Source organism: Parendozoicomonas sp. 2304DJ65-17, from assembly GCF_058148445.1.
In genome coordinates this window covers 126,397-140,333 of record NZ_JBYVJV010000013.1, presented here as the reverse complement: position 1 = coordinate 140,333, position 13,937 = coordinate 126,397, and the positions used below count along the sequence as shown (strand labels likewise).

Genomic DNA, 13,937 nt, shown 5'->3' with positions numbered 1-13,937 from the left:
GACAAGCTGAAGAAAGAGCAGGAAGACAAGCTGAAGAAAGAGCAGGAAGACAAGCTCAAGAAAGAGCAGGAAGACAAACTCAAGAAAGAGCAGGAAGACAAGCTGAAGAAAGAGCAGGAAGACAAGCTGAAGAAAGAGCAGGAAGACAAGCTGAAGAAAGAGCAGGAAGACAAGCTCAAGAAAGAGCAGGAAGACAAGACCCTAAACACAATTGCTGATAAAGCATTTATGGAAGAGGTTAGGGAAGCTTTTGAAGGCGCCCATCTGGATGGTTTCAGTATGGATGACTACTCAGAAGCTGTTGCAAAGGCCTTTGTTCATGCTTACAACATTCTGCCTTCAGCAACCTTCAAGATTGCCAAAGATACTGTAGGTGGTCGCTCACAGCCTCTTCTTACAGATGATATGTTTAAGGCATCTCCCATCATTGCCGGAAGAATGGGTAATGAGGACACTGGAGCAGAAGTGATTTCCATGAAGGTTCGTCTGCGTGAGTCTGGTAGTGGCAAAATTTGTGGGGAAAGTCCTGAGTTTAAAGGCTTCTTCTACATCTCTTTTGTGAACAGCAATGGTGCTGCTGGTGGATGGCGTGTAATCGTCTCAACCCACGGTCAGCCTGTAAGGAAAGGTAAAAAACTTGTGAGTGCTGAGAAAATCAAGCACTGCTTAAAGGCTGATAGAGAAACTCCATTCGCCAAGGACTTCTCAGCAGCATCGCCTCAGGATGCTGGTAACCATAATATCTGGCAGACAGAAGCAGTCCTGCTGTTGATTGCAAACGGTGTAGCTGAGTGGGGTGAGGGTACGTTCGAATTAGATCCGAAAGACAAGGAAGCTCTTCAACAGTATCTGAAAACTCCTACTCCTCGTAAGAGCCCGATTCAGTACCCAGCAAACTTCGACATTGTTAATTAATCACTTTTAACAAGGTCTTAAAAAAACGGAGCCAGTTGGCTCCGTTTTTTCATGGGACTGTAACCTTAGAGTCCAGCCTGCTCGCGCAGGATATCTGCCTTATCGGTACGCTCCCAAGTGAAGTTCTCATCGTCACGACCAAAGTGGCCGTAGGCGGCAGTTGCCTGATAAATAGGACGCTTCAGGTCCAGCATGGCAATCAGGCCTTTAGGGCGCAAGTCGAAGTGTTCACGTACCAGTTCAACGATCTTCTCATCGCTGATCTTGCCAGTGCCGAAAGTGTTTACGCTGATAGAAGTAGGTTCAGCTACGCCGATAGCGTAGGAAACCTGAATCTCGCAGCGATCAGCAAGACCAGCAGCAACAACGTTCTTGGCAACATAGCGACCAGCGTAAGCTGCAGAGCGGTCAACCTTGGATGGATCCTTACCGGAGAATGCACCACCACCGTGACGAGCCATGCCACCGTATGTATCAACAATAATCTTACGACCAGTCAGGCCGCAGTCACCTACAGGCCCACCAATTACAAAGTTGCCGGTTGGATTAATGTGGTACTGGGTATCAGCGTGTAGCCACTCTGCAGGCAGTACAGGCTTGATAACTTCTTCCAGAATTTCTTTGCGCAGCTGCTCAAGGCTGATACTTGGATCGTGCTGGGTAGAAAGAACAACAGCATCAACGGCTACAGGCTTACCGTCTGCGCCATAGCGCATGGTTACCTGACTCTTGGCGTCTGGACGCAGCCAAGGCAAAGTCTTGTTCTTACGCAGCTCAGCCTGACGCTGTACCAGCTTGTGGGAGTAATGAACTGGAGCTGGCATGAAGGAGTCAGTTTCGTTGGTCGCGTAACCAAACATCAGACCCTGGTCGCCTGCACCCTGTTCGTGATCTACAGTTTCATCAACACCCATCGCAATATCGGCAGACTGTTTACCAATAGCGTTCAGGACTGCAACACACTCACCGTCGAAGCCAAGATCACCGTGATCGTAGCCAATATCTTTGACAACTGTGCGAACCAGCTCTTCGATATCAACATAGGTGTTGGTGCGAACCTCACCGGCCACGATAACCATGCCGGTTTTGACCATGGTTTCTACAGCAACACGGGCATCCGGGTCGTCTTTCAGGATCGCGTCCAGAATCGCGTCAGAAATCTGGTCAGCAACTTTGTCTGGGTGACCTTCAGAAACAGATTCTGAAGTGAACAGGGAATATTCAGCCATGGTTTTATTAATCCTCGAGTAATTCTTGTCGACGGCGCTGGCGATAAAATTGCCGAACCTGTATTTGAAAGCCATTACGAAGCCCCAGATACTGGGCTTCCCCTTCGATCAGGCCAGCTTCTCTTGCCCAGCCACTTAGTTCATCGCTACTGAAACCCAACCACAGATCACCGCAGGACTCTTTCACCCATTCCTGATCATGTCGGCTGAGGTCACTGATAAACAGATTTGCACCGGGACGTAATAGTGTTGCCGCTTCCCGAAAGATAGCGGCTGGTGCCGGAACATGGTGCAAAACCATGTTGGCAATAATGCAATCAACCGACATGCCTTCATCTGCCAGCAGAGACAACTCACCAAGCCGGTATTCAATATTAGTAATACCTGCCTGGTGTGCGCGTATCCTGGCTTGCTCAAGCATGTCGCGGGAGTTATCCAGAGCGATAACCCGTTCAAACTGTTCTGCCAGTTGAGGCAGGAATGTTCCTTCCCCAGGCCCAAGTTCCAACACGGTTCTTTGTGAAGACTGATCAACATGAGCCAGCATATCCAGCACGGTGCGGGCATAGAGCTCATGGTCAGCAATCAATTCCTGATGATGGCGAAACGCCTGAGCATTGCGGGAAAAGAAAACCCGGGACTGTTCTGCCCGTGCCTGGCGAATTTCCTGCAATCTTTCACGGTGTTTGCTTTCCAGTGGAATTTCATCAACAGCCTCAAAAAGAGACTGAATCAGCTGTCCTTGGGTGGAGTCAGTAGGTGGTAAAGCCCGACGATAAAAAATGGAGTTGCCTTCGCGCCGGGTAAGAACCAAGCCTGATCGTGAAAGAACTTTCAGGTGATGGCTAAGGCCGGACTGTCGTGTATCAAGAATCCGGGTCAGCTCAAGTACGCCAAGGGATTCTGTTCGCAATAAACGTAAAACTTCCAGACGCAGCGTATCCCCCATGGTTTTTCCAAGGGCGGCGAGCTGGCTGAGTTCAAGGTTTGATTCTGTAGCCTGAGGCTTGGCTATTGCGACTGTCATAGCGAGGGAGTCTAACAGCATAAAATAAAAGCATCAAAAAAAATTGATATAGGTTTGCAGGAAAGGGAGAACCAGAAGCTGTCTACACTGATGAGTGTTCAAACTAATAAATTAAAAAGAGAATAGAGCAATGGAAAATGTGCCAGACAAATACCCCCGCAGAATGAGAATTATGCACTGGCTGGTTGGGCTGCTGATTCTGGGAACACTGGCAGTTGGCTGGTATATGGCGGGGCTGGATAAAAGTGTCAGCTACAAGTATGACCTCTATTTCTGGCATAAATCTTTTGGTGTACTGATCTTGGGATTGGTCGTTATCAGGATTCTGGCTCGCTGGAGCAAAGCTCACCCACCTGTGCCGGATGTGATTCCAGCTCTGGATAAAGCTTTAGCCAAAGTTGTTCACATTCTTATGTATGTGATGATGCTGGTCGTGCCACTCAGTGGTTATATGATGTCCAGTGCCTATAAAGGCAGCAGTGGTGTTTCTTTCTTTGGCCTGATACTTCCTGATGCTATGGAAAAGAGCGATAAGTGGGCGGGAATCTTCCACGACATTCATGAATGGTCTCCCTATATTCTGCTGGCTCTAGTTGTCTTGCATGTTGCGGGTGTTATCAAACATCGTTTAGCTGGGGGCGAGCACGATGTGCTCAAGCGCATGTTGTAAATTCGCTGAACGCCAAGAGTAAATGCCTGCTTTAACATCGAAAGCAGGTGTTTTTTTGCCTTAGTGGTTAAAAAATAATTTATTACTTCAGTTTTTGTTGAAGTTAACCGAGGTCAATAAACGATTAGCTTTTGATCGTTACATTACCGCCAAATTTTTAGATGTAAGGAATTTGCCGGTATGAAACAGGCTTATCTGGATCGTTTCCTGCGCTACGTATCTTTCGACACTTGCGCTGATGCTGCCAGCGAGACTGTGCCCAGCACTTCCGGTCAGCGTGTACTGGCAGCGGCTTTGCGTGATGAACTGCAGGCCATGGGGCTGGAAAAGGTTGTAATGGATGACAATGGTTATGTCTCCGCCCGCTTGCCCGCAAACATTGAAGGCGATATTCCTGCTATTGGCTTTATTGCACACATGGATACTGCTCCCGATGCATCTGGCGCCAATGTTAAGCCTCAGATCATTGAGAACTTTAATGGCAAAACCATCACTCTGAATGAAGAGCAGAACATCACTCTCGATCCAGAGCAGTTCCCTCAGCTCAAGAACTACCTTGGCAAAACCTTGATTACTACCGACGGCACCACACTGTTGGGCGGTGATAACAAAGCCGGTATTGCAGCGATTATTACTGCTGTTGAGCACCTGCAGAAGAACCCTGAAATCAAGCACGGTGATATCTGCATCGGTTTCACTCCTGATGAAGAGATTGGCCGTGGCGCGGATCACTTCGACGTTCCTGCGTTTGGTGCCAAGTGGGCTTACACCGTTGATGGTGGTGAAGAAGGTGAACTGGAGTGTGAAAGCTTCAACGCAGCTATGGCTGAAGTTGTGGTTCACGGCCGTAATGTTCACCCAGGCACAGCTAAAGGCCTGATGATCAACTCCCAGCACATTGCCCGCCAGTTTGCTAACGAAATGCCTGCTGATGAAGTGCCTGAGAAGACCGAAGGTTACGAAGGTTTCTTCCACCTGTACGGTATGAGCGGTGATGAAGCTACCACTCGTATGAGCTACCTGATTCGTGACTTTGACAAAGCAAACTTCGAAAAGCGTAAAGAGCTGATGAAGAACATTGTTGCCAGCATGAACAAGGTGATGGGCGAAGATCGTGTTGAAATCAACATCAAAGATCAGTACGCCAACATGCACGAAGAGCTGGTAAAGGTTCCTCACGTTGTGGACATCGCTCGTCAGGCGATGATCAATCTGGATATCAAGCCAATCGAAAAGCCCATTCGTGGCGGTACAGACGGCTCCCGTCTGTCATTTATGGGGCTGCCCACGCCAAACATCTTTACCGGCGGCCACAACTTCCACGGTATCCATGAATATCTGGTTGTTGAATCTGCAGTGAAGAGCGTGGAAACAGTTGTTGAAGTTGCCCGCTTAACCGCAACAGCTGAAATAGCGAAAAACAGTTAAGGAATTATAAAGGGAGTTTCCGAAAGGTTGCTCCCTTTTTTCTAGTGATAAAAATTTAAAAAGGGAAACCATAGTGACTGCTCAAGCTACTGTGGCCGGCTCTGCTGCGCCTAAGAAAAAGTTAACCTTCCCCACGGCTTACACCGTTTTATTAATTGTTGCGGCATTAGTTGCCGTATTAACGTGGATTGTTCCTGCCGGTACCTATAACAAACTCAGTTATGACAATAATGAATTTACAGTGACTTATGCCAGTGGTGCGACGGAAGTCTTCCCAGCTACACAGACGACACTGGATCAGTTTGGTATCAAGGCAGAGCTTGAGAAGTTTACCAATGGCGATATCTATAAGCCGGTTGGTATTCCCGGTTCTTACACCAATGTAGAAGCAGCTCCACAGGGCATTGGTGAATTCTTCCAGGCACCAATTACTGGTATGTATGACTCCATTGATGTGGTGTTCTTCGTACTGGTTATTGGTGGCTTTATTGGAGTGGTGAATCACACCGGCGCATTTAATTCCGGTATTCAAAGTCTGTCTTCTACTTTTGAAGGCCGCGAAAAATGGCTGATCGTTATTGTTACCATTTTGATCGGTATTGGCGGCACCACGTTTGGTATGGCGGAAGAAACCATCGCCTTCTACCCAATTCTTGTGCCGATCTTCATTGCTGCTGGTTACGATGCAATGGTGGCACTGGCTGCTATTTATCTGGGTTCTTCTGTTGGCACCATGTGTTCCACTGTTAACCCTTTCAGCACAATCATCGCTTCTAACGCTGCTGGTATTAACTGGACTGAAGGTCTGACGCCTCGTCTGATCATGCTGGTTCTGGGTACTGCACTGTGCATCTGGTACCTGGTGCGTTATGCCGAAAAGGTAAAGGCCGACCCTTCCAAGTCTCTGATCTACAGCCAGAAGGAAGAGATTGAAAAGCGCTTCCTGGGCAGCAAGTCCGATACTCCTGCGGAGATGACTCCACAGATCAAACTGATTCTGGTGGTGTTCGCCGCAACCTTCCTGTACATGGTTTATGGCGTATCTCAGTTGGGCTGGTGGTTCACTGAAATGACCACTCTGTTCTTTGTATCTGCGCTGCTTATTGGCGTTCTGTCCCGAACTAATGAAAAAGAATTTGTTCGTGAATTCCTGAACGGCGCAAACGATCTGTTAGGCGTGGCACTGATTATTGCTATCGCTCGCGGTGTAACCGTGCTGATGGATCAAGGTATGATCAGCGACTCCATCCTGTACGCTTCTGCTGGTCTGGTAGAAGGTATGGATAAAGGCCTGTTCATTGTTGTAATGATGGTGCTGTTTGCCGGTATTTCCTTCTTCGTCCCTTCCTCCTCTGGCCTTGCGGTATTGTCCATGCCAATCATGGCACCTTTGGCGGATGTGGTTGGCCTGCCACGGGATAACATTGTTAGCGCCTACCAGTATGGTATGGGTCTGATGGCGTTCATCACACCTACAGGTCTGGTACTGGCTTCTCTGGCTATGGTGAATGTGACGTTTGATAAGTGGCTGAAGTTTGTTATGCCGCTGCTGGGTATGCTGATTGGTTTGGCTGCTTTGTCTCTGCTGGCAACTGTGTATTTCTAAGTGGCTGAAGTTATACGGGATGCAGAGCATCCCGTATAACTCTTGCTAGTTAACTTATGATTGAACTTCCAATTTGTTTCTGAGCTCAGTGCGTAACTTTTGAACCGCTTCATCATCAGCTTTATTCCCTCTTAAGGCGCTGGCGACATAGCGAACTGCTGTCATAAAGTTAACTTTTCCAACTTCAAAGTTCAGTAGCCCGGCCACGTACTCCCGGAAGGTCTTCGCATTAGCTTCTGATTTGTCCAGAGCGTCCTGTTGTTCTTTGAGTAGGCGTTTAAGGTCTGCGACCTCTTTTGCGTGGGCTCTCTGTATTTCGTCCTTTTCTACCCGAGCTTGTGTTTTTGTATGGTCCAGTTCCTGCTGTGTGCTTGTTAAAGCTTTCTTTTTTGCTTCCAGCTCATTTCGGACATCTGCGGTTTCTTGTTGTGCTACGGTAAGCTCGGCTGCTTTTGCGTTAAAAGCTGATTCAAACTTTCGAGCTTTTTCTTCGGATTCTTCGAGTTTGCGCTGAAGCAGAGTATATTCTTTTTTCAGAGCCTCTAGCTCTTGCTCGTGTGAACGCGTTTTAGAAGCTACTAAAGATTGCTCTACTTTTTGCGATGTTTGCAGTTTGCTCAGTTGTGTACGAAGTTCTTCTTCAGTTTCTCTATGTCTCGCCACCTGCTGCTCTTTATCTTTTAGCTGTAGTACAAACTGTTTCTGAGCACTTTCCAGCCTGGATTTCTCTTCCTTAAACTGGTCAAGCTCCTTTCGAAGAGTGGTAGCAGCTCTTGCAGAGCTTCTCTTATCTTTGTCTGAAGCTGACAGCAAAGCCCCCACTCTTTTTAGCTCTTCTCTCAGTTGTGCTTCTGTTGATGCAGCCTTGTTTGTTTGGGTTTCTAAAGAGTTACGGCGTTGCCTCTGAGATGACGCCTCTTCCGTGGCAAGTTTGAGCTGGGCCTCTAACTCAATATTTCTTTGCTGAAGTTCGCTCACCTGAGATGTGAAACGAGCTGTATCCTTTTCAAGGTGCCCCTGCAAACTCATCATTCTAGATTCTTGCTGGCCATAACTTTCAAGGAGCTGTGATATTTCTGACTTCTCTCTTCTCAGACGCAGTACGTTTTTATTGGCAGCCTCAAGAGAAATAGCCTGTTTCTTTAGAGCGGACTCTTTTTCTTTTAAAGTGCCACGAGCTTCACTTAGTTGGGTATACAACATGGAATACTGTGACTCCATGCCGGATAGCCTCTTACACTCCTGCGTAAGCCATTGAACCTGATCTTCAAGCTTTGCTTTTTCATCATCTGCAAGAATACAGCGGGCAGACATTGAGTTGATGTGCTTGTGGTATTCCTGTTCTTGCTCAGAGAACTCTTCAATTCGGTTTTGTGCTCGAGATAATTGAAGCTGTAACTCGCGAACCTGTCGCTGGTATTGCTCTTCCATAGACGACAGACGATGACTCAGTTTCAGGTTTTTGGCTTCTTCCTGATTGGTTGCGTATCGAGCATCCTTCAGATCTTGGGCAGACAGCTCTTTCTGTTGCTTAAGTTCCAGAACGAGTTTTTGTTGTTCAACCAGCCTACGTTTTGAACTGTCAAATTGTGATGCCGTAGTGGCGGCATTTCTCTTTAACTGCTCTGTTTGCTGTCGTAATGCGATGATTTGATTGTCTTCTGTAGACCTTATGTATTTGAGTTGTTCTTCTAGTTTTTGAACGTCGCCTTGAGAGCGCTCCAGTTGTTGAGTTGTCATGATTGCCCGCTCTTCTACTGAGTGGCATTTACTATTAGCAACACGCAGTAACTCTTCTAACTCTCTTGTTCTCTGGTCCTGATTGGTAACCATCAATTCAATGGCTTTATTACTTTCTTCGAAGGTTCGCTGTTGCTCAGAAAGTTGCCGTTCTAGTTGTTGAACGGTTCGATTAAGCTGTGTTGCTCGTCGCTCTGCTTGTGTAAGGCGCTCACTGGCTGCCCTGTGACCAGACGAGCTGGTTTGCATTTGATGTTGAAGCTGGTTAGCCCGCTGCTGACTTTCTCGGAGTTCTTTCTGAGTCTCCTCCAGTGCCGTAGCCACACCTCGCAACCGGTTGCGCTCGGCTGTGATATCAGCCAGTTCTTTTCTTGTTCCTGCTATTGTACGGGCTTCATTGGTTACACCTACTCTTTGCAGTAACTGGCAATAGTCATCCTGTGTTGATGTAAGTTCAGTGGTTTCCTTAACAATTTGTAGCTCAACTTCTTCTTTCAAAGCTTTTCTCTGCGCATCATACTTGGAATCCACAATAGCCTTGAGGAAGGCGTAGTCTCTAGCATTCGGGTCCAGCTGTGCGTACGCCGCAAGACTCTCCCGTTCAAATTTCTCAACTTTTTCCAGAACAACTCTATAGGCGTGATCTGCATCCTTTGGTGTGAACTGAGCGACTTGTGGCTTGAGACCCCAAACTACCTTTATCCCATAGTTCAGAAGGCTTCTAGGGCATGAGAACGCATAGCAAACTCCTTTGGTGAGCAATGACAAAGGCAGAATAAGCGTGTTGGTAAGAGTCCAAAGGCATTCACCTGTAGGTCTGTCACTTTCACGAAGGCGCTGGTTTGAGAAAGGTGAAAGGTAATCTGAAGAAATGCGTCTGTCGGCCATGCTAACTCTCCCTGTATGACTAGCTGTAATCAATCATCCTGAAATCTCTGACATAGCTGTTAAATGGATGTTCGAGCAGATACCCATAATGGTTAGACTGGCTAACATCCCTGTCAGCACCGCTGCACACGGTTGAATCAGCGCCTCACAGTATCTGCAAAGGCACGACTGCCCTGCTTATCGATGTGGATAGAGTGGATGGTTAGCTCATATTTATTCCAAAGTACAAACAGCGCTCTGGAATAATCGACGGTTACAGGCGCCAGGCTCAGTGCTGAGTCTTCAGCATATTTACAGCCTGAGTCGGTATAAATGTTCAGTCGGGAAACATTGGGAATAGAAACAGTTTCGTCGTAAGGCTCTTCATGGGTAACCAGCTCATTTTTTCCGGTATCCGGGTTAAACCTCTCGTAGGTGTAGGTTCGTATTTTGGATACGGTAATCTGTTTGGTTCCACCTTCATGGAGCCAGGTAGTGCAGGTTTTTCCGAATAATCCCGTTCCCCAGCGACGAACATGTATGAATCTTCCACTTTTCTGCCCATCTTCCCACATTCCGCGGTTAGAGCCGGATGACTCTGTGAAATCGTAACCAAAGCGCTCCCAGGACGTTGTCTTTTCAAAAGCCCGGCCAGCAATACCTGCCTGCACAACCCAGTATTTGGTCTGGGCTCTGTGCAGAGGGTTCATTGGGTTAGGGTGAACGTAACGCAGAATGAGAGGGGAGTCGGCGGGTAAGTGTTGAATATTATCGAAAACCTTCTGTTCATAGGTTGATACCCGAATCTTTTCCGGAACGTAGTTCCTGTCGCCAGAGTCTGGCTCACTGCCCAAAAGAAAGGTCATTTCTTTTGTTGGGAAAAACATTCCCTTGGAAGAGACAGCCCCTTTTTGCCCAATCAGTACACCACTGGCCCAATACCCTGAGCCATCTCCCTGTACCGGGTCGGAAGCTGCATGGGAAAAGAGTGGGAAGGAAAGTGCACACAGGATTGCACTATAGAAAGTAAAACGACTGAGCGAAGAACTATGAGATGTTTCTCTAATAGCCATCTGCAAACCCTCGAAAACCGGAGTAGTAATAGCGTGAGAAAGTACTATTTGCCGAAAAAATGATGGGTCTGGGCATGAAGGCTGAACAGAAAAATAGCTATCTTGTTCACGTTTGCGCTTCCAGCATTTAGAATACCGGGTTTTCCGGCCTACCTCGCAATACTCTTATTCGCGCAAACAAGTGGAGCCTTTGGTTCAATGACTACCCGTCGAGACCGTGCCAATGCAATCCGTGCCCTGAGCATGGATGCTGTCCAGAAAGCAAAATCCGGCCACCCAGGTGCCCCTATGGGCATGGCAGATATTGCTGAAGTGCTGTGGAGAGATACTCTCAAGCACAATCCGAACAACCCTCAGTGGGCCGATCGTGACCGCTTTGTGCTGTCCAATGGTCATGGTTCCATGCTGCTATACTCCCTGCTCCATCTCACAGGTTACGACCTGAACATTGAAGATCTGCAGAACTTCCGTCAGTTGAACTCCAGGACTGCCGGCCACCCTGAGTATGGCTACGCGCCAGGTATCGAAACCACCACCGGTCCGCTGGGTCAGGGTATTGCCAACGCTGTTGGTATGGCGGCTTCCGAAAAAGTTCTGGCTGCTCAGTTCAACCGTCTTGGTCATGACATCGTTGATCACAATACCTACGTGTTCCTCGGCGATGGCTGCATGATGGAAGGTATTTCCCATGAAGTTTGCTCCCTGGCCGGTACTCTGGGTCTGGGCAAGCTGGTTGCCTTCTACGATGACAACGGCATTTCTATCGACGGTGAAGTAGAAGGTTGGTTCACCGACGATACCGTGAAGCGTTTTGAATCTTATGGCTGGGAAGTGATTCCTGCTGTTGATGGCCACGATCCTGAAGCCCTGATTGCAGCTATTGCTCAAGCCAAGCGCAACACTGATAAACCAACACTGATTTGCTGCAAAACCGTTATCGGTTTTGGTTCTCCGAATAAGGGCGGCAAGGAAGATTGCCACGGTGCTCCTCTGGGTGATGATGAAATCGCCCTGACCCGTGAGCAGCTGGGTTGGAAACATGGTCCTTTTGAAATTCCCGAAGATATTTATAAGGAGTGGGACTGCCGTGAAAAAGGTGCTGCTTCCGAATCTGAATGGAACACCCGCTTTGAGGCCTACAAAGCCCAACACCCTGAGCTGGCGGCCGAGTTCGAACGCCGCGTTTCTGGAAAACTGCCAGCAGACTTCTCTGATCGCGCTGCCGAATATATCCGTAGCTGTCAGGCCGAAGGTGCCAAGGTTGCCAGCCGAAAAGCTTCTCAGAATACTCTGAATGCTTTTGGCCCAATGTTGCCAGAATTCCTGGGTGGTTCGGCTGATCTGGCGGGTTCCAACCTGACTATCTGGAATGGCTGCAAGTCCATCACCGGTGCAGATGCCAGCGGTAACTACATGCACTACGGTGTGCGTGAGTTCGGTATGACCGCGATGATGAACGGTATGGCTCTGCACGGCGGCTTTATTCCTTACGGTGCTACCTTCCTGGTATTCATGGAATACGCCTGTAACGCCCTGCGCATGGCTGCCCTGATGAAAATTCGTCAGATTCAGGTTTACACCCACGATTCCATCGGCCTGGGTGAAGATGGCCCAACTCACCAGCCAATTGAACAGCTGGCGAGCATGCGTGCCACTCCAAACCTGAACACTTGGCGTCCATGTGACACTGTAGAGTCTGCAGTGGCCTGGAAGCATGCTGTTGAGAACAAGACTGGTCCAAGCGCACTGGTATTTTCCCGTCAGGGCCTGCCTTGCATGGATCGTACTGACGCACAGTTGGCTGACGTTGAACGTGGTGGTTACATTCTGAAAGACAGTGATGGCGAGCCAGAGCTGATCATCATTGCCACAGGTTCTGAAGTAGAACTGGCTGTGAATGCTTACGAAGCACTGACTGCCAAAGGCAAGAAGGTTCGTGTTGTTTCCATGCCTTCTACCGAAGTGTTCGATGCTCAGGACGCGGCTTACCGTCAGAAGGTTCTGCCGGTTGAAGTAGGCGCACGTTTGGCTATCGAAGCAGCAGCTGCTGACTTCTGGTACAAGTATGTTGGTCTGGACGGACGCATCATCGGCATGACCACCTTCGGTGAGTCTGCCCCTGCTGCTGACCTGTTCCGCGAGTTTGGCTTTACCGTCGAAAACGTGCTGACCGTTGCAGAAGATATGCTGGAAGATCTGGACTAATATCGTCCGATTTAAAAGCTAACTCATAAAAGAGGCTCTGTTCTTATGAACAGAGCCTCTTTTTTATAGGCCACGTTTTTATGTAGTATTCAAAGCAACCCAAACGACTTAAGAAGAATATGGCTTACAGGATTGCGATTAACGGCTTTGGCCGTATCGGGCAGTGCGTCTTGCGGGCATTGTACGAGAATGGATACCGGGATCAGCTACAGGTTGTTGCTATCAACGAACTGGCTGATACCAAGACAATTGCTTATCTCACCCAATATGACACAACCCACGGCCGCTTCCCCGGCGAGGTCAGTTATAGCGGTGATGAGCTGATAATTAATAATGATCGCATCCGTATTCTCCGGGAAAGCGATCCTGAAAACCTTCCCTGGAAAGAGCAGGAAATTGATCTGCTGTTGGAGTGTTCTGGTTCTTTCAAAGATCGTGAAACAGCGGAACAACATATTAAGCAGGGAACACCGCGGTTACTGTTTTCCCAGCCAGCGCTACCTGATGTTGACGCCACAATTGTTTATGGCATTAATGAAGAGTTGCTGAGAAGTGATCAGCAGATTGTCTCCAATGCTTCCTGTACCACCAACTGCATTGTGCCTGTTCTTAAACTGTTGGATGAGCAATGGGGTATCAGTGAAGGAACGATTACCACAATTCACTCTGCGATGAATGATCAGCCGGTGATTGATGCTTACCATCAAAGTGATCTTCGCCTGACTCGCAGCGCCCTGCATTCCATCATCCCCATTGATACCGGGCTGGCTAAGGGTATCGATCGATTGCTTCCTCAGGTTGAAGGGCGGTTCAAAGCACTTTCCATGCGCGTTCCAACTATCAATGTTTCAGCTATGGATCTGACCGTGAATCTGAAAGAAGACGTCACGGAATACGACATCAATAGTTTGATGCAGGAAGCATCAGAGAGTGGACGCTTGAAAGGGATTCTTGGCTACAGTAACGATCCTCACGCTTCTGTAGATTTTAACCACGATAAACGCTCAGGCATTGTGGATGGCACCCAGACACGAGTTATCGGCGGGCGAATGGTGAAGATGCTCTGTTGGTTCGACAACGAGTGGGGTTTTGCCAACCGAATGTTGGATGTTTCCTGCGAGTGGTTGAACAAGTAACTTCAATTTGTAGGTTGGGTTACGCTGCGCTAACCCAACCT

Annotated in this window: 10 protein-coding genes; 6 read left to right on the top strand and 4 right to left on the bottom strand. The window is 48.2% G+C overall.

The features are described 5' to 3' along the window. A partial coding sequence (locus ACY2RR_RS22940; RefSeq protein ID WP_490110524.1) for a hypothetical protein occupies positions 1 to 915 on the top strand: 915 nt, incomplete at its 5' end. Positions 916 to 980: 65 nt separating this feature from the next. Here ACY2RR_RS22940 and metK read toward each other — a convergent pair. Next, positions 981 to 2,144: a methionine adenosyltransferase gene (gene metK / locus ACY2RR_RS22935; RefSeq protein WP_490110523.1), complete on the bottom strand. Its 1,164-nt coding sequence runs from the start codon at positions 2,142 to 2,144 to the stop codon at positions 981 to 983. Positions 2,145 to 2,151: 7 nt separating this feature from the next. After that, positions 2,152 to 3,192 carry a metalloregulator ArsR/SmtB family transcription factor gene (locus ACY2RR_RS22930; protein WP_490110522.1) on the bottom strand — a complete coding sequence of 347 codons (1,041 nt, stop codon included), beginning with the start codon at positions 3,190 to 3,192 and terminating at the stop codon, positions 2,152 to 2,154. A 109-nt stretch (positions 3,193 to 3,301) separates the two neighbouring features. Here ACY2RR_RS22930 and ACY2RR_RS22925 point away from each other — a divergent pair, with 109 nt between their 5' ends. From ACY2RR_RS22925 to ACY2RR_RS22915, 3 genes are all read left to right on the top strand, one after another. Beyond that, a complete protein-coding gene (locus tag ACY2RR_RS22925) occupies positions 3,302 to 3,841 on the top strand; it encodes a cytochrome b (protein WP_490110521.1) in 540 nt (179 codons plus the stop codon). A gap of 180 nt (positions 3,842 to 4,021) precedes the next feature. After that, the gene (gene pepT, locus ACY2RR_RS22920; RefSeq protein WP_490110520.1) at positions 4,022 to 5,269 is read left to right on the top strand and encodes a peptidase T; all 1,248 of its coding nucleotides are present in this window, start codon (positions 4,022 to 4,024) and stop codon (positions 5,267 to 5,269) included. A 73-nt stretch (positions 5,270 to 5,342) separates the two neighbouring features. Next, the gene (locus tag ACY2RR_RS22915; RefSeq protein WP_490110519.1) at positions 5,343 to 6,875 is read left to right on the top strand and encodes a YfcC family protein; all 1,533 of its coding nucleotides are present in this window, start codon (positions 5,343 to 5,345) and stop codon (positions 6,873 to 6,875) included. A 54-nt stretch (positions 6,876 to 6,929) separates the two neighbouring features. Here the strand turns inward: ACY2RR_RS22915 and ACY2RR_RS22910 are convergent, their stop codons facing one another. Together ACY2RR_RS22910 and ACY2RR_RS22905 are read right to left on the bottom strand one after the other, a co-directional pair. Then, positions 6,930 to 9,503, bottom strand: coding sequence for a coiled-coil domain-containing protein (locus tag ACY2RR_RS22910; protein WP_490110518.1), 2,574 nt, complete (start codon positions 9,501 to 9,503; stop codon positions 6,930 to 6,932). Positions 9,504 to 9,640: 137 nt separating this feature from the next. After that, complete coding sequence (locus ACY2RR_RS22905) at positions 9,641 to 10,555, bottom strand: hypothetical protein (protein ID WP_490110517.1); 915 nt, start codon at positions 10,553 to 10,555, stop codon at positions 9,641 to 9,643. 198 nt (positions 10,556 to 10,753) lie between these two features. Here ACY2RR_RS22905 and tkt point away from each other — a divergent pair, with 198 nt between their 5' ends. Further along, entirely contained in the window at positions 10,754 to 12,760 is a 2,007-nt protein-coding gene (gene tkt / locus ACY2RR_RS22900; protein ID WP_490110516.1) for a transketolase, read from the top strand. Positions 12,761 to 12,879: 119 nt separating this feature from the next. Beyond that, the gene (locus tag ACY2RR_RS22895) at positions 12,880 to 13,896 is read left to right on the top strand and encodes a type I glyceraldehyde-3-phosphate dehydrogenase (protein WP_490110515.1); all 1,017 of its coding nucleotides are present in this window, start codon (positions 12,880 to 12,882) and stop codon (positions 13,894 to 13,896) included. Positions 13,897 to 13,937: the final 41 nt, after the last annotated feature.

Coding starts and splice junctions, on each gene's coding strand:
- metK (WP_490110523.1), bottom strand. CDS start 2,144: ATGGCTGAATATTCCCTGTTCACTTCAGAATCTGTTTCTGAAGGTCAC.
- ACY2RR_RS22930 (WP_490110522.1), bottom strand. CDS start 3,192: ATGCTGTTAGACTCCCTCGCTATGACAGTCGCAATAGCCAAGCCTCAG.
- ACY2RR_RS22925 (WP_490110521.1), top strand. CDS start 3,302: ATGGAAAATGTGCCAGACAAATACCCCCGCAGAATGAGAATTATGCAC.
- pepT (WP_490110520.1), top strand. CDS start 4,022: ATGAAACAGGCTTATCTGGATCGTTTCCTGCGCTACGTATCTTTCGAC.
- ACY2RR_RS22910 (WP_490110518.1), bottom strand. CDS start 9,503: ATGGCCGACAGACGCATTTCTTCAGATTACCTTTCACCTTTCTCAAAC.
- ACY2RR_RS22905 (WP_490110517.1), bottom strand. CDS start 10,555: ATGGCTATTAGAGAAACATCTCATAGTTCTTCGCTCAGTCGTTTTACT.
- tkt (WP_490110516.1), top strand. CDS start 10,754: ATGACTACCCGTCGAGACCGTGCCAATGCAATCCGTGCCCTGAGCATG.
- ACY2RR_RS22895 (WP_490110515.1), top strand. CDS start 12,880: ATGGCTTACAGGATTGCGATTAACGGCTTTGGCCGTATCGGGCAGTGC.